This window comes from Cypionkella sp. (genome assembly GCF_030652235.1).
Classification (GTDB): domain Bacteria; phylum Pseudomonadota; class Alphaproteobacteria; order Rhodobacterales; family Rhodobacteraceae; genus Cypionkella.
This window is the reverse complement of the sequence record NZ_JAUSBA010000034.1, coordinates 187543-208645: the sequence shown is the minus strand read 5'-3', so window position 1 is coordinate 208645 and position 21103 is coordinate 187543. Positions and strand designations below refer to the sequence as shown.

Genomic DNA, 21103 nt, shown 5'->3' with positions numbered 1-21103 from the left:
CAACGCGGGACCTTTTTAATTTCATTTATACTCAGTATGTTACGCGGCCAAGTTTAGAAAAAATTAACGAACCTGCACTTCTGGCCATTCGCTGCGCTTAACTATCCCCGCCGGTGGCACTTGTTTTCAACCACCGCGCCGCCTGATGTTTAGCCGGCCAGCGCTGATGCGTCGCTGCCTTGGCTTCGGGACCGGGGCGGCGCGCGTTATGACGCTTGACGCTGTTCATTTACGACAAGCGCCTGTGCTGTATCCGGCCGAGCAAGCCTCCGGCGGGAGTATTTTTGCCAATGTGAAACGGATTAGGGAGCGCCGGGATTAATGGCGCTCCCTAAGGTTCAGCTTAGATGTCGAGGGTGTTTTCGTGTTCCCATTTCGAGAAATGGCTGACGTAGCTGTCCCACTCTTTGGCCTTGAGCTTCAGGTAGGCGGCGGAGAATTCTTGGCCCATCGCGGCCTTCAAGGTGGTGTCTTTGTCGTAGTCGCGCAAAGCATCCAGCAGGTTCAGCGGCAACTTGGGTGCACCCGTCACCGTCTGACCTTGGGTATACATATCAATGTCATAGCGCGGGCCGGGGTCGGCTTTGGTGCGCACGCCGTCAAGGCCTGCCGCAAGGATCACGGCTTGCATGAGGTAAGGGTTCGCCGCGCCATCGGGCAGGCGCAACTCGAACCGACCGGGGCCGGGAACGCGGACCATATGGGTGCGGTTGTTGCCTGTCCACGTCACAGTGTTGGGGGCCCAAGTCGCCCCCGACGAGGTACGCGGCGCGTTGATGCGTTTGTAGCTGTTGACGGTCGGGTTGCAGATCGCGGCCAAAGCAGAGGCGTGTTTCATGATGCCGCCGAGAAAGTTACGGCCGCGGTCGGAGAGGCCCAACTCTTTGCTATCATCAGAGAATACGTTGTTTTTGCCTGCCAGATCCCAGACCGAGATATGGGCGTGGCAACCGGAACCCGTCAGGCCCTTGAACGGTTTGGGCATGAAAGTGGCGCGCAGCCCGTGCTTTTCGGCCACGGATTTCATCATGAATTTGAAGAAGCTGTGCTTGTCGGCAGTTTGCAGCACGTCGTCGTACTTCCAGTTCATCTCATACTGGCCAGTCGCGTCTTCGTGGTCGTTTTGGTAGGCTTCCCAACCCAGTTCAAGCATGTAATCGCAAACCTCGGCGATCACGTCGTATTGCCGCATCATGGCTTGCTGGTCGTAGCAGGGCTTTTCAGCGTTGTCATAGGGATCGGCGATTTTGTCGCCTTCGGGAGTCAGCAGGAAGAATTCCGGCTCCACCCCGGTTTTGACGCGCAGGCCCTCTTTCGCGGCCTCATCGACCAGTTTGCGCAGCACGTTGCGCGGGGCTTGGGCGACGGGTTTGCCCTCCATCACGCAGTTGGAGGCGAGCCATGCCACCTCTTTTTTCCACGGCAGTTGAGTGACAGACGAGGCATCTGGGACGGCCATCATGTCGGGGTGGGCGGCGGTGAGATCAAGCCAAGTGGCAAAGCCTGCAAAGCCCGCACCATCGACGGCCATATCGTTGATTGCCTGCGCTGGCACCAGTTTGGCGCGCTGTGCGCCGAACAGATCGGTGTAGCTGATCATAAAGTACTTAACGCCTTTTTCTTTGGCGTAGGCGGCTAGATCTTGGACCATTTGGTCTCTCCCTGTCGTCTTTAATTATGGTGCTGGCCTGATTGTTCAGGCCAGCCAATTCGTTAGAAGCCGTTCTTGCCGGGAATCCAGTTGGTGCCCGCCAAAGGAACGCCCGCCATGGCGGCACCTTCGATCGTGAGCGCGCAAAGGTCTTCGGGTTCCAGATTGTGCAGATGGTTCTTGCCACAGGCCCGCGCGATGGTTTGCGCCTCCAGCGTCATCACCTTGAGGTAGTTTTTCAGGCGACGGCCACCGAGGATCGGATCAAAACGGTTGAAAAGCTCGGGGTCTTGGGTGGTGATGCCTGCGGGGTCTTTGCCCTCGTGCCAGTCGTCATACGCGCCTGCGGTGGTGCCGAGTTTGTTGTATTCGGATTCCCATTTCGGATCGTTATCGCCCAAAGCGATCAGGGCAGCGGTGCCGATGGCAACGGCATCCGCACCCAAAGCCATCGCCTTTGCCACATCCGCGCCGGTGCGGATGCCGCCCGAGACGATCAGTTGCACTTTGCGGTGCATGCCAAGGTCTTGCAGCGCCTTCACCGCGAGGGGGATGCAAGCAAGGATTGGCATGCCGACGTTTTCGATGAACACGTCTTGGGTGGCCGCGGTGCCGCCTTGCATCCCGTCGAGCACCACCACGTCAGCGCCGGCTTTGACGGCGAGGGCGGTGTCGTAATAGGGGCGCGCGCCGCCGATCTTGACGTAGATCGGCTTTTCCCAATCGGTGATCTCGCGGATCTCCATGATCTTGATTTCAAGATCATCTGGGCCGGTCCAATCGGGGTGGCGGCAGGCAGAGCGTTGGTCGATACCTTTGGGAAGGTTGCGCATTTTGGCGACGCGGTCAGAGATTTTCTGGCCCAGCAGCATGCCACCGCCGCCGGGTTTGGCGCCTTGGCCGACGACGACTTCGATGGCGTCAGCGCGGCGGAGGTCATCGGGGTTCATGCCGTAGCGCGAGGGCAGGTATTGGTAAACGAGGGTGTTGGAATGGCCGCGTTCTTCTTCGGTCATGCCGCCATCGCCTGTGGTGGTCGATGTGCCTGCGGCGGATGCACCCCGGCCCAAGGCTTCTTTGGCGGGGCCAGAGAGGGCGCCAAACGACATGCCTGCGATGGTTACGGGAATGTCGAGGTGGATCGGTTTTTTGGCAAAGCGGGTGCCGAGCCAAACGTCAGTGGCGCATTTCTCGCGGTAGCCTTCGAGGGGATAGCGCGAGATTGACGCACCAAGAAACAGCAGGTCATCGAAATGCGGCAGTTTGCGTTTGGAACCACCGCCACGAATGTCGTAAATCCCGGTGGCTGCGGCGCGGCGGATTTCGGCGTTCACATCGTTGGAAAAGGTCCAGCTTTGCTTCGGCGGGGTATGGGGAAAATCGCTCATATATGCCTCAGTACGACGACGCGTTGTCGATGTTGAATGTGTAGAGTTTGCGGGCGGAGCCGTAGCGTTTGAAATCCGAAGGCTTGGCGAGGTGTTCGGCTTCGCCGCGCTTCAAGAGGTCAGCGATGATGGCAAGGTGTTCAGGGCGCATTTCTTTCTCGATACAGTCGGTGCCGAGGGATTTCACAGAACCGCGCACGAACAGGTGGGCTTCATACAGACTGTCGCCCAGCGCGTCGCCTGCATCCCCCAGCACAAGGATGTTGCCGGATTGCGCCATGAAGCACGACATGTGGCCGATGTTGCCATGCACGACGATGTCGATGCCTTTCATCGAGATGCCGCAGCGCGACGAGGCATTGCCTTTGATCACCAAGAGGCCGCCGCGCCCGGTAGCACCTGCATATTGGCTGGCATCGCCATCGATGATCACGGTGCCGCTCATCATGTTTTCGGCGACGCCGGGGCCAGCCGAGCCTTTGACGCGGATCGTCGCTTGCTTGTTCATCCCGGCGCAGTAATAGCCGGTCGATCCGCGCACGGTGATGTCGATGGGGGCATCTACGCCGACGGCAATCGCGTGGCTGCCTTTGGGGTTCACCACCTCCCATGCGGTTTGATTGGTCTGGCCTTTGAGGTTGTGGAGCGCTTGGTTCAGCGCGCGCAGGCCCTGCGCTTCAAGGTCGAAAGTCTGCATGTTCAGCGTTCCCAGAAGTAAACGGTGGCGGGCTCTGGCTCCCAGACGCGGGCGGATTCGATGCCCGGCAGGTTGACGAGGGCGCGGTATTCAGAGCCAAAGGCGACGTATTGGTCGGTTTCGGCCATCACGGCGGGCTTGCAGGCGATCGGATCACGCACCACGCCGAAGCCGTCTTTGGTCCCCACCACGAAGGTGAAGAAACCGTCAAGATCGGTGAGGGTGGCTTCCAAAGCTTGGCCCAAGGTTTCACCCTGTTGCAGTTTGTGGCTGACGAAGGCCGCGCCGACTTCGGTGTCGTTTTCAGTCTCGAACGTCATGCCAAGGCGTTTCAGCTCGCGCCGCACGCCGTTGTGGTTCGAAAGCGAGCCGTTGTGGACCAAGCACTGATCCGGGCCGGTCGAAAACGGATGCGCGCCCATCGTGGTCACCGCGGATTCTGTGGCCATGCGGGTGTGGCCGATGCCATGGGTGCCGTGCATTTTGGCGATTTCAAAACGGGCCGCCACGTCTTTCGGCAGACCAACTTCTTTATAAATCTCAATGCCTTCGCCCGAGGACATGATCTTCATGCCGGGGCGTATTTTTGCCAAGGCCGAACGCGCCGCATCCAGCTGATCTGCGGGGACTTCCAGCACCGCATGGGTGGATTTCACCAGCATCAGCACCGGGGTGCCCAGCGCATCTTTCAGATCAGCGTCGAGGTTTTTGAAATCAATTTCAGGCGTGGCCGACTGCACGGTCAGCTTGCCATGGCCAACCTTGCCTTGGGAATAGATCGCGATTCCGGCGCTGTCGGGGCCGCGGTCGGTCATGGTGATCAGCATATCAGTCAGCATCGCGCCCAACTGAGGCTGTAATTTGGGGTCTTTCAAGAAAAGCCCGACGATTCCGCACATGGCGACGACTCCTTGTCGTGTGGATATGGCGATACGCTATCACGGCAAAATATTCCGTCAACTGTGAAGAAACTTTTTTTCACCGTGGGTAATGATTTTCATTTTGCCTAATTTCTCATCAAACCCTTTGACAGAATGTCGCAGGCAGTGTTTCCTCTCAGAAAATAAAATTCACACAGAGAAATCATGTGGGGAGCAAACCCCGCTGCGACTGCCGCGCTATGGCCCTAAGCGCGGTCAGGTGGAGGGGGCCTAGGGAGGAAATCTTGTCTGATCTGAACACACGGATCGAGGCGATGCATCGAAGCGACACGCGGATTGCGTGGGCTTTTGTCATCGGCCTTTGGCTGGCGATTGGTTTTGTGGCCTACGGCACTTGGGATCTGGCGCCCTCGGGGGGGGCGCGGGTGATGCTGCTGATCGGCGGCGCGTTGGTGCTGATTTATAACACTGCGGCGATCATGGCGATGTTGCGGCATTACCGCGAAGACCGCGATTTCATGTATGGGCTCGACATCCAGTTCATGGATGCCGCCCGCGCGGCGAAGGGGAAATAGATGGCACGCTATATCCCCCCCGTTCAAAGTAAGCTTGGTCAGGTGATTGACGTGATCGTGCTGGTGGTGCTGTCGGTTGGCGCGCTGTTCGTGCCGCTGTGGCTGGGGCTGGCGGGTTCGGCCAAGCTGCCGGTGCCGGTGGAAAACCCAACTTGGGAGAGTTTGGGGCAAAACCCGGTGATGGTGGCGCAATGGAACAAGCTGGGCTTTCCCGACGCGGCCTCGGCGCATGATATGATCACGGCGCGGTATGATTACAGTTTCAGCTGGATCAGTCTGGCGGTGATGGTGATCGTGATCGTTGGCTATTTCGTGATGATGATCCGGTTTTCCGACATCGAATACCGCGAAGTGATCGCTGAGAAATTCGGTGAGAAATAGGGGGCGATGATGGATACCTGGAATTACATCGAATACGGCGCTTGGGGGTTGTCGGCGCTGTTCGGGCTGTTGATCGTGATCGACTGGATCAAGATCGACACCACTTATTCAGAGGAAATGCTGACCTCGTCGCGCGAAGGCGTGTTGGAAGCGATGACCGAGAAACATAAGCTGGAGGGCGGAGATGGCACATTCTGATATGGACGTGGACCATACCGCGCATGGCCAGTCGATGGGGCTGTTGCGGGTGCTTGGCCCGGCGCATGTCTGGGCGCTTGGCGTCGGCATCGTGTTGGTCGGCGAGTATATGGGCTGGAACTTTGCGGTGGGTAAGGGTGGGGCCTATGCAGCCCTGATCGCCTGCTGGTTCGCCGGGGTGTTGTATTCCTGCGTCGCGATGATTGACAGTGAGGTGACCTCGACGGTGGCCGCCGCGGGCGGGCAGTATACGCAGGCCAAGCATATCATCGGGCCGCTGATGGCGTTCAACGTCGGGCTTTATCTGGTGTTCGCCTATACGATGCTGGAGGCTGGCAACGCGATCACTTTGGGGTTCTTGGTGGATACCGTGGCGGGGATGACGGGGCATGAGGGTGGCTTGGATCAACGGCCGTTCATCGTGCTTGCGATCATGTTTCTGGCCTGGCTGAACTATCGCGGCGTGCTGGCGACGCTGACGTTTAACCTTGTGATCACCGCGATTGCCTTTGTGGCGATCATCACGATTTTCCTCGCCACCTCGCCTTTGCTTGGGGCCGGAGAGATGCTGCACAAGGATCTGATGAGCGGTCAGGCATCATTGCCGTATGGCTGGTTGGGGATCTTGGCGGCGATGCACTTCGGGCTGTGGTATTATCTCGGCATTGAGGGGACGACGCAGGCGGCAGAGGAAGTGCGCTCGCCCGCGCGGTCGCTGCCGTTTGGCACTTTGGCCGGGATCATGACGCTGCTGATTGCGGCGACGCTGACGTGGTATGTCTGTGCGGGGCTGATGCCGTGGGAATACTTGGGGGACGGGGTGAATGGGGCTGTGGCACCGTTGTTCTCGGCTGCGCAGATCACGGGGTCTTCGGCACTGGTGTGGTTGCTGGGGATTGGCACGCTGTTTGCGACGTTGGCAAGCGCGAATGGCTGTATCAATGATGCGTCGCGTGCGTGGTTCTCGATGGGGCGCGATCATTACCTGCCCGCGTGGTTTGGCGCGGTGCATCCGGTGTATCGCACGCCCTACCGCGCGATCATCTTTCTGGTGCCGATTGCGCTGATCTTCGCACTGGGCGCGCCTTTGGATCAGGTGATCACGTTCTCGATCCTGTCGGGGCTTTTGGGCTATACGTTCATGCCGATCAACATGATCATGTTCCGCAAGAAATGGCCGTTGGATACGATCAAACGCGGCTATGAGCATCCGCTGCACCCGCTGCCGGCGATCTCGCTGATGGCTTTGTGTTCGGTGACGTATTTCGCGGTGTTTCTGGGCTATGGCACCCAGCTGATTGCGATGATTGGGTTCTATATCGTGGTCAGCCTGTGGTTCCACTTCTGGCGCTACCGCTTTGTGAAGCGCGCCGATCAGTTCACCATGCCGTGGCCGCGTCCGCGCGGGTATTGAGATCGCTTCCCGGCCCGCGTTGTTCGCGGGCCGGTTTGTTTTGGGATAGAGCATGAAATTTCTGATCTGGGCTTTGGTGATTGCAATCGGCTGCGGCATCGCTGTGCGGTTGCGCGGGCAGAGCGCCAAGCGGTTTGCCGTGCGCGGGCGGTATTTCGCAGCGGTTGAGACGCTGTTTGAGGCACCGATTGTTGCGCTTGCGCCGACCGGGTTTCCGCGGATTTCCGGGCGCTATCAGGGCGCGCTGTTTGATCTGCAGGTGGTGCCGGATACGCTGACCTACCGCAAACTGCCAGCGCTGTGGTTGCTGGTGACGCTGGCGGAACCGACCCCGGCCCGCGCGACGTTGGATGTGATGTTGCGCCCGCGCGGGGTGGAGCCGTTCAGCAACTTCCGCGATTTGGCGGTGCAGATTGCGACGCCAGCCGGATTTCCCGAGGATTGCGCCATTCGCAGCGATGCGCCCGAGGCTGCTGTGCCTGCCGCATTCGTGCTGAAGCATCTGGAGGGTCTGGATGCGGATTTGCTGAAAGAGTTGGTGATCTCGCCCAAGGGCTTGCGGCTGGTCTGGCTGGCCGAGGAAGCCGACCGCACCCGCTATCTGGCGTTTCGCGATGCAGAGATGGGGAAAGCGCCGTTGGCCGCTGCCCGGCTGGAACCGCTGCTGAACGCCCTGCTGGCTTTGCGCGATGATTTGAAGGACTTGCCATGAGCCAACCGTTAAATCCCCGTCTGGTCTTGCTGGCCGCGACGATCCTGCCGGGGTCTGGTCAAGTGCTGAACCGTCAGCCGATCCGGGGGCTGACCTTTGTGTTTTTCATCATCCTGCTTGGCGCGTTCACCCTGAAAACGGCCGCCCACGAGGTGTCATTGGTGGGCAAGCTGGCGGGTGGTTTGTTCGTTTGGGCGCTGGCGATGATGGATGCGTACAAAACCGCGCGGGTGCGATTCGAGGTTTGGCGGCACGGCAAAGGCCGTTGATCGCCCGATTTTGCGGCAGAACCTGGGTGGGAGACTCGGAAAATCAAATCCACATCGGAACAAAAGTTAAAAATTATTCCTCGCAGGTGAAAAATCGCTTTGAGCTTGGCCTGCTCCGCTTCAATATGTCGCAATCTCAACCAAACGATCCGGCCACAGCAAGGCCGGACAGCAACAGGGACAAAGGAACACTTGATGTCTACAGAAAGTAAAGCGGGCGATCTGCATCGCACGCTGAATTGGAAAGGCGCCTTCTGGGTCGCCGCAGGGGTGCCGCCCCTTGTGCTGTTTTCCATCGGCGGTATCGCGGGGGTGGCTGGGCAAGCTGCCTTCGTGGTGTGGATGCTGTCGATGATCATGGGCTTTTCGCAAAGCTTCACCTATGCCGAAATGGCGGGCATGTTCGGCAACAAGTCGGGCGGAACATCGGTCTATGGTGCGACCGCATGGCTGCGCTATTCCAAGCTGATCGCGCCTTTGTCGGTGTGGTGCAACTGGTTCGCATGGTCGCCCGTGCTGTCGCTGGGTTGTGCCATCGCGGCGGGCTATATCCTGAATGCCTTGTTCCCGATCCCGTTGGACACTGCCCCGCAAGTGGTGGCATGGGTCACAGCCAACATCGCCAACTACAGCGAAACCACGGCGAGCGTGGCGGCCTATATTGCCGCCAATGCGGGCACCACGCCTGCGGATGCGATCACCGCCGTGGCAAGTGCGGATGGCGTGGCAGCCCTGACCCCGGCGTTCCGGGTGTGGGAGGCTTATGCGCTGAACGTCCCCGGTCTGGGCACGCTGCATTTCAACTCGACCTTCGTGATTGGCGTTGTGCTGATGCTGATCATGCTGGCGATCCAGCATCGCGGCATCGCCACCACGGCATCTGCGCAAAAGGTGCTGGCGGTGGTGGTGCTGGTGCCGCTGCTGTTGGTGGGTTTGATCCCGATCCTGACCGGCGAGATCAACACGATGAACGTCACCGGCATTGTGCCGCCAACCTCTAGCTATTCCGGTGTGAATGGTGAGTGGAATGTCGGCGGTTGGACGCTGTTCTTGGGCGGCATGTATATCGCCGCTTGGTCGACCTACGGGTTCGAGACTGCGGTTTGCTATACGGCCGAGTTGAAAGACCCCAAGCGCGATACGTTCCGCGCGATCTTCTATTCGGGCCTTCTGTGCATCGTGTTCTTCTTTCTGATCCCGTTCTCGTTCCAAGGCGTTTACGGCCTGAGCGGCATGTTGACCCCCGGCGTGATCGACGGCACCGGGGTGGCCGAGGCTTTGGGCGCGATGGTGGGGTCCAACCCGATCTTCATCCAGATCTTCGTGATCCTGATGATCCTCGCGCTGTTCCTGGCGATTATGACGGCAATGGCGGGGTCTTCGCGGACCCTGTATCAAGGCTCGCGTGATGGCTGGCTGCCGAAGTACCTGAGCAAAACCAACAGCCACGGTGCGCCTGTCGGAGCGATGTGGACGGATTTCGGCTTTAACGTCATTCTGCTGGCTTTGGCTTCGGATATCGGCGGCTATTTCTATGTGCTGGCGATTTCCAACGTTGGCTACATCATCTTCAACTTCCTCAACCTGAATGCAGGTTGGATTCATCGGATTGACTCGGGCCATTTGAACCGTCCGTGGAAAGCGCCGAACTGGCTGATCGGGGTCAACACCGTGCTGGCCTTTGTAAACGCGCTGTTTCTTGGGGCTGGGGCGAAGGTCTGGGGCTATGAGAACGCGTTGTGGTCGGGGTTGGTGTTTGCCGCCTTCATCCTGCCGGTGTTCTGGTTCCGGCATTATGTGCAGGACAAGGGCCATTTCCCAAAGGAGGCGATGGAGGATCTGGGTCTGACCGATCACGGCGATCTGGGGCCAAGGAAGGCCGGGATGCTGCCCTACCTTGCGCTGGTCGCAGGCGCTGCGGTGGTGCTGTGGTCGAACTGGTTCTTCGTGCTGCCCGTAGCCGCCTGAACTGTGGCCGCCTAAACTGCTGGTAAATTGTGCAAACGGGCGGTCTTCGGGCCGCCCGTTTGTATTTCTGGCCCCTGCGCAAGAAAAGGTCGAAAACCTCCCTGACAGGAAATAATTTTGCACAAGAAGGTTGATTTTGCTTTGGGCTAATCGCAGACTGTTGCCAGAAAAACTAACCGCTCTTGGGGGGCTATATGACAAATTCCTGGCGATTCTCGACGCTCGCTGACCGTCACCGCGCTTTGGGGTCAAATCTGGAAGACTGGTCGGGCATGGGCACGGCTTGGTCTTACGAGAAGGGCGACCCGGATGCCGAATATATGGCGATCCGCACCAAGGCCGGGCTGATGGACGTGTCGGGGCTGAAGAAGGTGCATATCGTAGGGCATGGTGCCAGCCATGTGATTGAACGCGCGACGACGCGGAATATGGAAAAGCTGATGCCGGGGCGCTCGGTTTATGCAGCCATGCTGAACGACGCGGGCAAGTTCGTCGATGATTGCGTGATTTACCGCACCGGGCCGAATGCGTTCATGGTGGTGCATGGCTCGGGGGCTGGCTTTGAGCAACTGACGATGGCGGCGGCGGGGCGCGATGTCTCGGTACGGTTTGACGACAACCTGCATGATCTGTCGCTGCAAGGGCCGCTGGCGGTGGATTATCTGGCGCAGCATGTGCCGGGGATCCGGGATCTGGCGTATTTCAGCCAGATGCAGACCAGCCTGTTCGGCAAGCCGGTGATGATCTCGCGCACCGGCTATACCGGCGAGCGGGGGTATGAGATTTTCTGCCGGGGCCAAGACGCGCCGGTGATCTGGGACCGGATTCTGGAGGAAGGGGCGGCGATGGGGATCATTCCCTGCCGTTTCACCACCTTGGATATGCTGCGCACTGAGTCGTATCTGCTGTTCTTCCCATTCGATAACTCGGAAATGTACCCGTTCGACACCGAAGGCCCCGGCGATACGCTGTGGGAATTGGGTCTGGATTTCACCGTGTCGCCCGGCAAAACCGGGTTCCGGGGTGCAGAGGAGCATTACCGCCTAAAGGGGCGCGAGCGCTTCAAAATCTGGGGGCTGAAGCTGGAAGGCAAGAATGCGCCCGGCAATGGTGCCCCGGTGTTCAAGGGCGGCGAACAGGTTGGCCTGGTGACGCAGGCGATGTATTCGCCGCTGAACGACTGGACCATCGCCATCGCCCGCCTGCCCGTCGATTGCGCCAACAATGGCACCAAACTGGTGGTGAACTGCGCCACGCATGGCGAAATCGCGGCAACCACCCACGCGATGCCGTTTTTTGACGTGGATAAAAAGCGCCGGACGGCGAAGGGTTAGAGCTTTCAGACTGGCTTAAGTATTCCCGCCGGAGGCATCCGAAGCTGGCCGAAGGAGCCTTCGGCGGGGATGTTTAGACCAATGTGAGATTGCGCAGAGGCAGATCGTTCAGGGATTGACGGAACTATGACGAAGACGATGTTCGAGCCTTCCATCACCAGCCGCCCGGTTTACGGCGTGCTTTCGCCCGGCGTGGGATCGGCGCATTTATTTGTCGCTGATGGTGAGGGGGCAGATGCGGTGTGCGATCTGTTTGCCAAGGCTGAGGCAGCCGAGATGAAAGCGGCCAGCCACATCATCTATATGCCGGGGGCGAATGGCTGTGACAAGACCGCCGACCTGCAGGCCTTGGGCGTGGCGCAATTTTATCGTGCGCCGAGTTTTGCCTCCGCCCAATCACGATTGGCCAAAGTGTTGGCGGATGCGCATATGGGATTACAGATTTATGCGGCAGGCACCGAAGGGTTGATGGCGCAGGTGGCAGCCCTCGCGCAGGCGGCAGGTTTGCCCTATGAGGCGGTGCAGATGGAGCATCGCGGCAGCCTAGCGCGCCGGGTGCAGTGCGTGCATTGCAAGGGTGTGACCGAAAATGTCCGTCTTGATCCGTTCCATTGCAGCCATTGCGGCTTGAGCCTGTTCGTGCGTGACCATTTCTCGCGCCGTCTGGCGGCGTTTCAGGGCGTGAATATTGATGCGGAAGATCCCGGGCAGGTTCCGGCATCGGTGGAGCGGTTCAAATGAGTGTGGGTGCGCCGAAAATTCCGGTTGTTGTGGCCGAGGTGGTTGAAGTCAACGCACTGATCAAACGCTTCCGCTTTCAACGCCGCGATGGCGCTGCGATGCCGGTGTTCTCGGGTGGCTCGCATGTGGTCGTCGAGATGGACGATCACGGCACCCGCCGGATGAACCCCTATTCGCTGATGAGCCATCCGGCCGACACGCTGGGCTATGAGATCTCGGTGCGCCGGGATGAGGTGGGGCGTGGCGGCTCGCTGTATATGCACACGCACGTCCGCCCCGGCATGGAGATGGTGCTGAGCCAGCCCGTCAATCTGTTCCCGTTGGATGCGCGGGCCAAGAAGCATCTGATGATCGCGGGCGGCATTGGCATCACGCCGTTCCTTGCGCAAATGGCGCAGGTCGAGGCGATGGGCGGGCGGTTCGAGCTGCATTATTCGGTGCGCTCACCCGCCTTGGGGGCCTATGTCGAGCATCTGCAAGAGCAGTACGGCAGCCGCGTGCACGTCTATTATGACGAGCTTAAACAGCAGATTGATCTGAAAACTCTGCTGAAATCGCAACCGCTTGGCACCCATATCTATGTCTGCGGTCCGAAGGGGATGATTGCCTGGGTCAAAGCCACGGCGGCGGCGATGGGTTGGCCTGCGCTGGCGGTTCATTCCGAGGAATTCTTGGCACCCCCTGTGGGTCTGGCGTTTGAGGTGCAACTGGCGGCCTCGGGCAAATCATTCACCGTGCAGCCGAACCAATCGCTGCTGGAAGCGATTGAGGCGGCGGGGGTCGAGGCACCTTATCTTTGCCGCGGCGGTGCGTGCGGGCAGTGTGAGACCGACGTTTTGCGCTGTGACGGCCATATTGAACATAACGACCACTGGCTGACCGACGCGCAAAAAGCCAGCCATACCAAGATCATGCCATGCGTGTCGCGGTTTCGGGGCGCGGCCCTGATCCTCGACCGATAGGGGGGAGCCTATGTCACTGGATTTCAATGTTGAGACCTTTCGGGGCGACTATACGTTCAAGAACTCGGCAAAGGCGATCAAGCGCTTTCCGTTCCCGTTCCCCGAAGACAGCTATATGTATTCGGTGAATATGGAGCCGCATGTGCCGGGGGCGGTGGGCTCGGTGTTCGAGCATTTGTTCGACGTGGACGAGCATTATGTGGCCGAGATGCGAGATCGTGCGCAGGTGCTGGCGGAAGATCCTTTGCGTTGCCAGACGCTGCCGCATATGGAACTGGCGGGCTGGGACTTGCTGGAACTGATCATGGAGAGCAAGGCGCGGGACTATCCGCAGTGGTTTGAGTTGCACAAGGACGGCGACAACTGGCACTGGATCAACAAGCCGTTGCAGATTGAGCAAAAGTTCACCTTCATGGATGCCTCCACCCTGCCCTACGGGCCGATGGAGTATATCACCCGGCAGACACAGGGCGATTTTACTCTGCAAGATCAGCGCGATGATGATCTGTGGATCGAGGCTGGCATGGTGACAACACAGGCTGACTGGTCGCTGGATTTCGATATCGGCATGAGTTTCAAGCAATGGCACGCCCCGGTGCCGCTGGCGCATCAGATGAATATCTTTGACCGCGCGTTGAAATTTTTGCTGAAGCTGCAACATGGCGCGCCAGTGCGGCGGTTCAACTGGACGATGACGGTTGATGCCCTGCTGGATACCTCGCCGGAGAATTATCCAAAATGGGGGCCGTCGAAGACTACGATGACGCCGGAGACCATTGGCCACCGCCAGCACCTGCGAGTCGAGTTGCAGACGCTGCACCGCTTGCCGAGATCGAACGCCATCGTCTTCCCGATCCGTTGCTATCTGATCCGGTTTGAGGAATTGGTGACGGTGCCGAAATGGGCGCGCCGCTTGCACCGGGTGGTGCGGGATATCCCGGATGAATTGGCGACCTATAAGGGGTTTTTGCGCAACAAGCCGCTGATGCTGGACTATCTGGCGCAGTTTGACGACGGCCAGCCCACCTCGCCGGGGTTTGGCGCAGACTAGCCTGCCTACGCCTGTTTGTAAGAAATCACCGACAGATAGCGGGCCGGAAGTTTTACCAGAACCTCTGGCCCGTGCTGGGCGTCTGCGTCAAAGAACAGGCTATCGCCCGGTTTCAAATGGAAAAGCTGATCACCATGACGGTATTCGACCTCTCCCTCCAGCATATACAAAAGCTCGATACCATCGTGCTGGAAGGCCGGGAACACGTCGGATTCGGTGGTGAGGGTGATCATGTAGGGTTCGACCAGCACGCCGGAATCGTTCGATCCGATATGGCCGAGCAGGTGGTATTGGTGGCCCGCCCGGGTGCCGCGCCGCTCGATTTCAATGTGATCGCCAGCCTTGACGTGCTGCACCTCTCGGCGTTCCTCGAAGCCGCGAAAGAACGAGGTGACCGGGGTGGAAAACGCATGTGACAGGATTTGCAGCGTGGTCAGCGAGGGTGAAGTGATGCCGTTTTCGATCTTGGACAGCATGCCGATGGAAAGACCAGTGACGCCTGCCAAATCGGCCACGGTCATGCCTTGGGCGCGGCGGAAGGCGCGGACAGAGCGGCCAATCGCCATTTCGAGATTGCGCTCGGATAGTTCGCGCACCCGGTGCGGGTCTTGGTCGAAGGCTGGCTTCGCGCGTGGCAGGTTGTGTTCTTCAGCGTCAATGTCCATGAAACCGGCTCTGTCTGAGGTCACTGTTACTCTTGTTTACTACCGTGAAACACAATCCCACTCAACAGAAAATCCCCGAGGATGAACATCCACCGCGATACCGCTGCGACTTTGGGGTTTTTGCTGTTCCCCGGCTTTCCGATGGCCTGTTTAACCTCGGCGATCGAACCTTTACGGGCCGCCAATGAGATCACTGGGCGGAAAGAATTCGCCTGGAAGCTGATCGGAGAGGCGGCAAGCCCGATCCGGTCATCGGCCGAGGTGCGGTTTGATCCGGATGTGTGTTTGGGCGATGCGGTGGGGTTGGATTATCTGTTTTTCCTCTCGGCCCCGACATCGCAATTTCAAAACCCCAAGCGCGGCAATGCACAGGTGCGTTGGCTGGATCGCTCTGGCGTGGTCTTAGGCGGGTTTTCCGGCGGGGTTTTTCCACTGGTGCGCTCGGGCGTGATGGAGCGGCATACCGTATCGGTGCATTGGTGCTATGAGGCCGCGTTCAAGACCGAGTTCCCCGAGATGCAGGCGTCACAGGCGGTGATTTTGCGGGATCGGCGGCGCTATACCGCCTCGGGTGCGGGGGCGGTGTTCGATCTGATGCTGCGGTTGATCGAGGAACGCTTGGGGCGCGATACGATGACCGAAGTGGCCTGCTGGTTTCAGCACCCGTTCGTGCGCACCGAGGATGCGGCGCAGAAGGTGCCGGTGCAAAAGCAGGGTGGCACCGATGATCTGCTGCCCGACACCGTGCGCGCGGCGATTGCGATTTTTGGCGAGAACATCGAAGACCCATTGCAGATCGCCGACGTGGCCGAGGCTTTGGCTATGTCAGAGCGGCATCTGGAGCGTTGTTTCAAACAGGCAACCGGGCAAAGCCCGCTGAAATACTATCGCCTGATGCGGCTGCGCAAGGCGCGGCAGCGGGTGCTGTATTCAACGCAAAGCATCCGCGAGATCGCGCAATCGGTGGGCTATGCCAGCTCCACCCCGATGACCAAGCATTACGCCGAGGCGTTTGGGGTCAACCCGAACGACGAGCGGCGTAGGTTGGTGGGGCTGCGGGGGCTGGCGGGGGCGATGCCGCCGAACGATTAGGCTTGGGACGAAGGCCGGGGGTTTCACACCCCCGGACCCCCGTGGAGTATTTAAGCCAATGTGAAAGCCTAAAACGTCGCTTTGGCGGCCGTGGTCAGCGCGTGGTGCAGGCTGTGAGCAGATGAGCGCGGGCCGAGGATGGAGACTTCGGTTTCCGTGCGTGCGATGACGTAGCAGCCAAGATGGTCGATCACCGTGCGGGTGGCGGCCCCTGCCCCAGCTTTGCGCAGATCATAACTGCACAAGCGTTCGAACAGCGCTGGCAAGTCGCTCGCGGTGACATCAAAGCGCACCCAGGCATCGGTTTGCTCGGTGATCGAAGCGGTCTCGCCAAAGATCGGTTTGAGGACGGAGGCGATGTCTTCATGCGTGGCGAAGGGGGCCTCGACCATCCATTGCTCGGGGCCAAGCCAGATGGCGCCGTAAGTGGTAGCGGACTCTGCGCAGCCGGGTCCGGGCAGCGGGATGCTGGCGGTTTTTGCAGCACTTGCCACTTCGGCTTCCCGGCCAAGCCGTGAGGCGAGCGAGGCGAGGGCTGTGCCAATATTCTCGGCAATGGTGACTGCGCCGATGGTTTCGGTGATCGGCGCATCATGGCCCAACGGGGTGAGGGATTTCAACGGATTAGCCACGAAGACGCTCCCCCTCAGGATCAAAGAAATGCGGGCTGACGATTTCAACCTCGACATCGGTTTTCGCCAACAGATTAACGCTGCGCATGCGTTCGCCTTTGCGACTATCGCCGGATTTCAGATAGCCGAGGCCGATGGAATGGCCCAGATGCGGTGAATAGACCACCGAGGTCAGCCAGCCGCCATCATTCGCCGCCACGGCTTCTGCCCCTTTGGCGAGAAAATGCGCGCCTGCGGTGAGGGGTTGCGCAGGGTCTACGGGTTTAACCCCGACGAGGCGGTAGCCGTTCGGCGCAGTCATGCCTTCGCGTTGGCTGAGAACCATGCCGATGCTGTCTTTCTTGCGCGACACCATTTTGCCAAGGCCCATATTGAGGGCAGAGGATTGGCCGTTCAACTCGTTGCCCGCGACATGGCCCTTTTCAACCCGCATCACGCCCAGCGCCTCGGTGCCGTAAACCACCGCGTCAAATTCACGCCCAGCCTCGATCAGCCCCCGGATCATCGCATCGCCGTAGCGAGTCGGTACCGCGATTTCATAGGCGCGTTCACCCGAGAAACTGATGCGGAACAGTCGCGCGCGGGTGCCTTGCACGGTGATATTGCCGCAAGCCATATAGGGGAAAGCCGCGTCAGAGATATCTTGGTCAACCAGTTTTTCCAGCAATTTCCGTGCATTGGGACCTGCGACCGAATATTGCGCCCATGCCTCGGTGGTCGAGATCAGTTGCACATCGAGGTCAGGCCACAAAACCTGACGGCAGTACTCTAGATGGCGGAACACCGGAACCGCATTGGCGGTGGTGGTGGTCATCACATATTCATTTTGCCCCATCCGCGCGGTGGTGCCATCGTCCATCACCATGCCATCTTCGCGCAGCATCAACCCGTAGCGAACCTTGCCGACGGCCAGAGTGCCAAAGGTGTTGGCATAGACGCGATCCAGAAACAGGCCCGCGTCGGTGCCTTGAATATCGATTTTGCCAAGCGTGGTCACATCGCAAATCCCCGCGGATTTGCGGGTTTGCAAGACTTCGCGGTCGACCGACTGCCGCCATGTGGTCTCACCCGCGCGGGGCAGCCATTGCGTGCGCAGCCAATAGCCGACTTCGACAAAAATCGCCCCCTGCTCGGTGGCCCATTTGTGGCTGGGGGTCTGGCGGGTGGGTTTGAAATCGTGGCCGCGCGCACGGCCTCCCAGTGCGCCCATCGCAACAGGCGTGTAGGGTGGGCGGTAGATCGTGGTGCCGGTTTGCGGGATGGTTTTTCCGGTCAGTTCGGCCATCACCGCAAGGCCCAATACGTTGCCAGTTTTGCCTTGGTCGGTGGCCATTCCCAGCGTGGTGTAGCGTTTCAGATGTTCGACCGAGACGAAGCCTTCCTGCTTTGCCAGTTTCACATCCTTGACCGTGACGTCGTTCTGCTGATCGACCCAAGCGCGGCCTTTGCCGGAATGAACATACCACGCGGGGGTCAGGTTCAGCGGGGCGTCTTCGGCCTTTGGCACGTCGGCGGTGGCCGCGATGCCAAGCTCGGCGAGGGCGGCAATCGCATGTGTGGCCCCCGTCGTCAGGGCGGCATGGGTGGACATTGCACCTGCGGCAGCGCCGACGCAGGTCATGCCCGCGATGCTTTCTGGCGCGGGAAGGAAAGCGCACATCTGATCATCCCAGATCGGACGGCCGCGGTGGTTTGAGGCGATGTTGAGATTCGGGTTCCAGCCGCCCGAGACGCCGAGGGCGCTGACTTGCAGGGTTTCGGTTTGGCCGTTGCCACGCCGGACCGTGATAGATTTCAGACCCAGACGGCCTGCGGAATCAATGACTTCGTCGCCTTTACGCGCGTCGATCAAGGTGACGTTCAGGCCCTTGGCTTTCAGATCAGAAACCGTGCGCAAGCCATCATCGTTGTTGGTAAACACAGCAATCTTTTCGCCCACCGCCACGCCCCAACGGTTGGCATAAGCGCGCAGGGCTCCGGCCAGCATGATGCCGGGACGGTCGTTGTTTTCAAACGCAATCGGACGCTCTGTGGCCCCCGCGGCGAGGATGGTGCGCTTGGTGTAGATGCGCCACAGAATTTGCCGGGGTTTGCCGGGAAGCGGCGTTGCGAGGTGATCCGAGACACGCTCTACGGCGCTATAGATGCCGTGATCGAAAGCACCGAGCACGGTGGTACGGGGCATCAGGCGGACATTTTGCATTGTGCTGAGTTCCAGCACCACGTTCATCGCCCAATCCGCCCCCGCAGCGCCGCCCACGTCCAGCGTTTCGGCATTCAGACGCCCGCCCATGCGGAAATCTTCGTCCGCCAAGATCACTCGCGCGCCTGCCCTGCCAGCGGTCAAGGCGGCGGACAGGCCAGCGGGGCCCGCGCCGATGATCAGCAGATCGCAGTGCAGAAAGCCTTTGTCGTAGTCGTCGGGGTCGTCTTGTTTCGACAAGCTGCCAAGCCCTGCGGCGCGGCGGATGATGGGTTCGTAAATCTTTTCCCAGAACGCGGCGGGCCACATGAAGGTTTTGTAGTAAAAGCCCGCCGCAAAAAACGGCGACAGGCGGTCATTGATCGCCATCGCGTCGAATTTCAGGCTGGGCCAGCGGTTTTGGCTTTGGGCTTGCAAGCCGTCGAACAACTCGATCACCGTCGCCCGCGTGTTGGGTTCCTGACGCGCGCCGGTGCGCAACTCGACAATCGCGTTGGGTTCTTCCGAGCCTGCCGAGATCACCCCGCGCGGGCGGTGGTATTTGAAGCTGCGCCCCATCAGGCGGACGTTGTTGGCAAGCAGTGCCGAGGCCAAAGTGTCACCGGGATGGCCGGTATAATTTACGCCGTCAAAGCTGAAGCGCAGGGTTTTGCTGCGGTCGATCTGACCGCCAGAAATACGGCTCATTTGCTGCGGCCTTCTGTGCGGGCCACGTCGCGGGCCAAATCTACAGCGGTGATTTCATGACTGACAGTGTTGCGGGTGACGACCAGCCAAGACCGGTCGCCTTGTTCGTGATACCATAATTCGCGGTGCACCCCGGCGGGGTTGTCGCGCAAGTAGGTGTAATCAATGAACTTATCCAGCGCACCTTCAGCCATGCCATCGGGGCGGTGGATCAGGGCCGCATCGCCGAGGTAGACAAACTCTTGTGAATCGCGCGGGCCAAGCAGAGGGTGATTGATGATCATGGTCTGCTCCTAGTGCAAATTCGGCTGGGCGCCCTGGCCCTTTTCGTCGATCATCAGGCCCTTGGCAAAACGATCAAAGCGGTAGGCGGTGGCGGTGCTGTGCGGGGTATCCTTTGCCAGCAGATGCGCAAAGACAAAGCCGCTGGCGGGCGTGGCCTTGAAGCCGCCATAGCACCACCCCCCGTTGAAATAGAGGCCCTCGATATGGGTCTTGTCGATGATCGGAGAGCCGTCCATCGACATATCCATAATGCCGCCCCACATCCGCAGCAGACGCGCGCGCCCAATCATCGGCATCAGCGACATGCCCCCTTCGGCGACATCCTCGACCACCGGCAGGTTGCCGCGTTGCGCGTAGGAATTATAGCCATCAATGTCGCCGCCAAACACCAGACCGCCCTTGTCGGATTGGCTGACATAGAAATGCCCGGCACCATAGGTGATCACGCCGTCGATCAGCGGCTTTAGCCCTTCGGATACAAAGGCTTGCAGCACATGGCTTTCCATCGGCAGGCGCATGCCCGCACCCGCCATCACCTTTGACGAAGACCCTGCCACCGCCACGCCGATCTTTTTCGCGCCAATGAACCCACGCGAGGTTTCCACCCCCAGCACGCGGCCGTTTTCGATCTTCATCCCCAAAACCTCACAGTTCTGGATGATATCGACGCCCCGCTGGTCCGCGCCGCGCGCATAGCCCCAAGCCACCGCGTCATGCCGCACCGTGCCGCCACGCCGCTGCATCAACGCACCCTTGATCGGAAAGCGGGCGTTTTCAAAGTTCAGGAACGGATACATTTTGCGAACCTGATCTTTGTTTAGCAATTCGGCATCTGCGCCGTGCATGATCATCGCATTGCCGCGCCGGGTCGCCGCATCGCGCTGAGCATCTGTATGAAATAGATTGATAATGCCGCGCTGGCTGACCATGGCGTTATAGTTGAAGTCCTGCTCCAACCCCTCCCACAGCTTCATCGAGAATTCGTAAAACGGCTCGTTGCCATCGAGCAGATAGTTCGAGCGCACAATCGTGGTGTTGCGCCCGACATTGCCGCCGCCGATCCAACCCTTTTCCAGTACCGCAATCCGTGCCTGTTTAAACTCTTTCGCCAGATAATAGGCAGTCGCCAAACCATGCCCACCGCCACCGACGATGATATAGTCATAAGACGCTTGCGGAGCCGGATCGCGCCACGCCGGTTTCCAGCCTTTATGCCCGGTCAAAGCCTCGGCAATCACCCTAAAACCCGAATAGCGCATGTGGTGTTCCTATGTCTTCCTTGCCTCCAATATGGTGCAGTCGGCGTCAGTTTGTGCT

At 59.5% G+C, this 21103-nt stretch carries 21 protein-coding genes; 12 read left to right on the top strand and 9 right to left on the bottom strand.

The genetic code is table 11. The features are described from left to right. Nucleotides 1–343: 343 nt before the first annotated feature. The 4 genes from glnT to Q7V03_RS11560 form a co-directional block, all read right to left on the bottom strand. On the bottom strand, nt 344–1651 hold the full coding sequence (gene glnT / locus Q7V03_RS11575; protein ID WP_304925749.1) for a type III glutamate--ammonia ligase: 1308 nt from the start codon (nt 1649–1651) through the stop codon (nt 344–346). A gap of 62 nt (nt 1652–1713) precedes the next feature. Continuing rightward, nucleotides 1714–3039, bottom strand: a complete 1326-nt coding sequence (locus Q7V03_RS11570) for an FMN-binding glutamate synthase family protein (RefSeq protein WP_304925748.1) — start codon at nt 3037–3039, stop codon at nt 1714–1716. Between the two features lie 7 nt (nt 3040–3046). Beyond that, entirely contained in the window at nt 3047–3736 is a 690-nt protein-coding gene (locus Q7V03_RS11565) for a GXGXG domain-containing protein (RefSeq protein WP_304925747.1), read from the bottom strand. A gap of 2 nt (nt 3737–3738) precedes the next feature. Next, nucleotides 3739–4635, bottom strand: coding sequence for a glutamine amidotransferase family protein (locus Q7V03_RS11560; protein ID WP_304925746.1), 897 nt, complete (start codon nt 4633–4635; stop codon nt 3739–3741). A gap of 266 nt (nt 4636–4901) precedes the next feature. Between Q7V03_RS11560 and Q7V03_RS11555 the strand changes: the two genes are divergently transcribed. The 11 genes from Q7V03_RS11555 to Q7V03_RS11505 all read left to right on the top strand — a co-directional run bounded on the left by Q7V03_RS11555 (nt 4902) and on the right by Q7V03_RS11505 (nt 14222). Then, nucleotides 4902–5192 (top strand): hypothetical protein, encoded by a 291-nt coding sequence (locus Q7V03_RS11555; protein WP_304925745.1) that lies wholly within the window; start codon nt 4902–4904, stop codon nt 5190–5192. Beyond that, a complete protein-coding gene (locus Q7V03_RS11550; RefSeq protein ID WP_304925744.1) occupies nt 5193–5573 on the top strand; it encodes a hypothetical protein in 381 nt (126 codons plus the stop codon). A gap of 9 nt (nt 5574–5582) precedes the next feature. Beyond that, nucleotides 5583–5771, top strand: coding sequence for a hypothetical protein (locus Q7V03_RS11545; protein WP_304925743.1), 189 nt, complete (start codon nt 5583–5585; stop codon nt 5769–5771). Beyond that, nucleotides 5758–7185 (top strand): APC family permease, encoded by a 1428-nt coding sequence (locus Q7V03_RS11540; RefSeq protein WP_304925742.1) that lies wholly within the window; start codon nt 5758–5760, stop codon nt 7183–7185. Before Q7V03_RS11545 ends, Q7V03_RS11540 begins: the two co-directional genes overlap by 14 nt. Before the next feature lie 52 nt (nt 7186–7237). Continuing rightward, the gene (locus Q7V03_RS11535) at nt 7238–7897 is read left to right on the top strand and encodes a hypothetical protein (protein WP_304925741.1); all 660 of its coding nucleotides are present in this window, start codon (nt 7238–7240) and stop codon (nt 7895–7897) included. Next, nucleotides 7894–8166: a hypothetical protein gene (locus Q7V03_RS11530; RefSeq protein WP_304925740.1), complete on the top strand. Its 273-nt coding sequence runs from the start codon at nt 7894–7896 to the stop codon at nt 8164–8166. The genes Q7V03_RS11535 and Q7V03_RS11530 overlap by 4 nt, the downstream gene beginning before the upstream one ends. Before the next feature lie 195 nt (nt 8167–8361). After that, entirely contained in the window at nt 8362–10134 is a 1773-nt protein-coding gene (locus Q7V03_RS11525) for an APC family permease (protein WP_304925739.1), read from the top strand. Nucleotides 10135–10328: 194 nt separating this feature from the next. Then, on the top strand, nt 10329–11468 hold the full coding sequence (locus Q7V03_RS11520) for an aminomethyltransferase family protein (RefSeq protein ID WP_304925738.1): 1140 nt from the start codon (nt 10329–10331) through the stop codon (nt 11466–11468). A 126-nt stretch (nt 11469–11594) separates the two neighbouring features. Beyond that, complete coding sequence (locus Q7V03_RS11515) at nt 11595–12209, top strand: dimethylamine monooxygenase subunit DmmA family protein (RefSeq protein ID WP_304925737.1); 615 nt, start codon at nt 11595–11597, stop codon at nt 12207–12209. Beyond that, nucleotides 12206–13171, top strand: coding sequence for a PDR/VanB family oxidoreductase (locus Q7V03_RS11510; RefSeq protein WP_304925736.1), 966 nt, complete (start codon nt 12206–12208; stop codon nt 13169–13171). Before Q7V03_RS11515 ends, Q7V03_RS11510 begins: the two co-directional genes overlap by 4 nt. A gap of 10 nt (nt 13172–13181) precedes the next feature. Beyond that, nucleotides 13182–14222 (top strand): DUF3445 domain-containing protein, encoded by a 1041-nt coding sequence (locus Q7V03_RS11505; protein WP_304925735.1) that lies wholly within the window; start codon nt 13182–13184, stop codon nt 14220–14222. A 5-nt stretch (nt 14223–14227) separates the two neighbouring features. On the opposite strand, the gene Q7V03_RS11500 is transcribed toward Q7V03_RS11505, so the two are convergent. Next, the gene (locus Q7V03_RS11500) at nt 14228–14887 is read right to left on the bottom strand and encodes a helix-turn-helix domain-containing protein (RefSeq protein WP_304925734.1); all 660 of its coding nucleotides are present in this window, start codon (nt 14885–14887) and stop codon (nt 14228–14230) included. An 81-nt stretch (nt 14888–14968) separates the two neighbouring features. Here Q7V03_RS11500 and Q7V03_RS11495 point away from each other — a divergent pair, with 81 nt between their 5' ends. After that, nucleotides 14969–15979, top strand: coding sequence for a GlxA family transcriptional regulator (locus Q7V03_RS11495; protein ID WP_304925733.1), 1011 nt, complete (start codon nt 14969–14971; stop codon nt 15977–15979). Nucleotides 15980–16047: 68 nt separating this feature from the next. Here the strand turns inward: Q7V03_RS11495 and Q7V03_RS11490 are convergent, their stop codons facing one another. Genes Q7V03_RS11490 through Q7V03_RS11475 form a run of 4 tightly spaced genes read right to left on the bottom strand, consistent with a single transcriptional unit; the run spans nt 16048 to nt 21045 of the window. Then, the gene (locus Q7V03_RS11490; protein ID WP_304925732.1) at nt 16048–16611 is read right to left on the bottom strand and encodes a sarcosine oxidase subunit gamma; all 564 of its coding nucleotides are present in this window, start codon (nt 16609–16611) and stop codon (nt 16048–16050) included. Beyond that, complete coding sequence (locus Q7V03_RS11485) at nt 16604–19501, bottom strand: sarcosine oxidase subunit alpha family protein (protein WP_304925731.1); 2898 nt, start codon at nt 19499–19501, stop codon at nt 16604–16606. The genes Q7V03_RS11490 and Q7V03_RS11485 overlap by 8 nt, the downstream gene beginning before the upstream one ends. Next, nucleotides 19498–19785: a sarcosine oxidase subunit delta gene (locus Q7V03_RS11480; RefSeq protein WP_304925730.1), complete on the bottom strand. Its 288-nt coding sequence runs from the start codon at nt 19783–19785 to the stop codon at nt 19498–19500. The genes Q7V03_RS11485 and Q7V03_RS11480 overlap by 4 nt, the downstream gene beginning before the upstream one ends. Nucleotides 19786–19794: 9 nt before the next feature. After that, a complete protein-coding gene (locus Q7V03_RS11475) occupies nt 19795–21045 on the bottom strand; it encodes a sarcosine oxidase subunit beta family protein (RefSeq protein WP_304925729.1) in 1251 nt (416 codons plus the stop codon). Nucleotides 21046–21103 lie beyond the last annotated feature (58 nt).

What these genes read in the sequence shown, in the direction of transcription:
- Q7V03_RS11515 (WP_304925737.1), top strand. Translation starts at nt 11,595, where the DNA reads ATGACGAAGACGATGTTCGAGCCTTCCATCACCAGCCGCCCGGTTTAC.
- Q7V03_RS11540 (WP_304925742.1), top strand. Translation starts at nt 5,758, where the DNA reads ATGGCACATTCTGATATGGACGTGGACCATACCGCGCATGGCCAGTCG.
- Q7V03_RS11495 (WP_304925733.1), top strand. Translation starts at nt 14,969, where the DNA reads ATGAACATCCACCGCGATACCGCTGCGACTTTGGGGTTTTTGCTGTTC.
- Q7V03_RS11560 (WP_304925746.1), bottom strand. Translation starts at nt 4,635, where the DNA reads ATGTGCGGAATCGTCGGGCTTTTCTTGAAAGACCCCAAATTACAGCCT.
- Q7V03_RS11565 (WP_304925747.1), bottom strand. Translation starts at nt 3,736, where the DNA reads ATGCAGACTTTCGACCTTGAAGCGCAGGGCCTGCGCGCGCTGAACCAA.
- Q7V03_RS11475 (WP_304925729.1), bottom strand. Translation starts at nt 21,045, where the DNA reads ATGCGCTATTCGGGTTTTAGGGTGATTGCCGAGGCTTTGACCGGGCAT.
- Q7V03_RS11525 (WP_304925739.1), top strand. Translation starts at nt 8,362, where the DNA reads ATGTCTACAGAAAGTAAAGCGGGCGATCTGCATCGCACGCTGAATTGG.
- Q7V03_RS11480 (WP_304925730.1), bottom strand. Translation starts at nt 19,785, where the DNA reads ATGATCATCAATCACCCTCTGCTTGGCCCGCGCGATTCACAAGAGTTT.
- Q7V03_RS11500 (WP_304925734.1), bottom strand. Translation starts at nt 14,887, where the DNA reads ATGGACATTGACGCTGAAGAACACAACCTGCCACGCGCGAAGCCAGCC.
- Q7V03_RS11545 (WP_304925743.1), top strand. Translation starts at nt 5,583, where the DNA reads ATGGATACCTGGAATTACATCGAATACGGCGCTTGGGGGTTGTCGGCG.
- Q7V03_RS11505 (WP_304925735.1), top strand. Translation starts at nt 13,182, where the DNA reads ATGTCACTGGATTTCAATGTTGAGACCTTTCGGGGCGACTATACGTTC.
- Q7V03_RS11535 (WP_304925741.1), top strand. Translation starts at nt 7,238, where the DNA reads ATGAAATTTCTGATCTGGGCTTTGGTGATTGCAATCGGCTGCGGCATC.
- Q7V03_RS11550 (WP_304925744.1), top strand. Translation starts at nt 5,193, where the DNA reads ATGGCACGCTATATCCCCCCCGTTCAAAGTAAGCTTGGTCAGGTGATT.
- Q7V03_RS11485 (WP_304925731.1), bottom strand. Translation starts at nt 19,501, where the DNA reads ATGAGCCGTATTTCTGGCGGTCAGATCGACCGCAGCAAAACCCTGCGC.
- Q7V03_RS11520 (WP_304925738.1), top strand. Translation starts at nt 10,329, where the DNA reads ATGACAAATTCCTGGCGATTCTCGACGCTCGCTGACCGTCACCGCGCT.
- glnT (WP_304925749.1), bottom strand. Translation starts at nt 1,651, where the DNA reads ATGGTCCAAGATCTAGCCGCCTACGCCAAAGAAAAAGGCGTTAAGTAC.
- Q7V03_RS11530 (WP_304925740.1), top strand. Translation starts at nt 7,894, where the DNA reads ATGAGCCAACCGTTAAATCCCCGTCTGGTCTTGCTGGCCGCGACGATC.
- Q7V03_RS11510 (WP_304925736.1), top strand. Translation starts at nt 12,206, where the DNA reads ATGAGTGTGGGTGCGCCGAAAATTCCGGTTGTTGTGGCCGAGGTGGTT.
- Q7V03_RS11570 (WP_304925748.1), bottom strand. Translation starts at nt 3,039, where the DNA reads ATGAGCGATTTTCCCCATACCCCGCCGAAGCAAAGCTGGACCTTTTCC.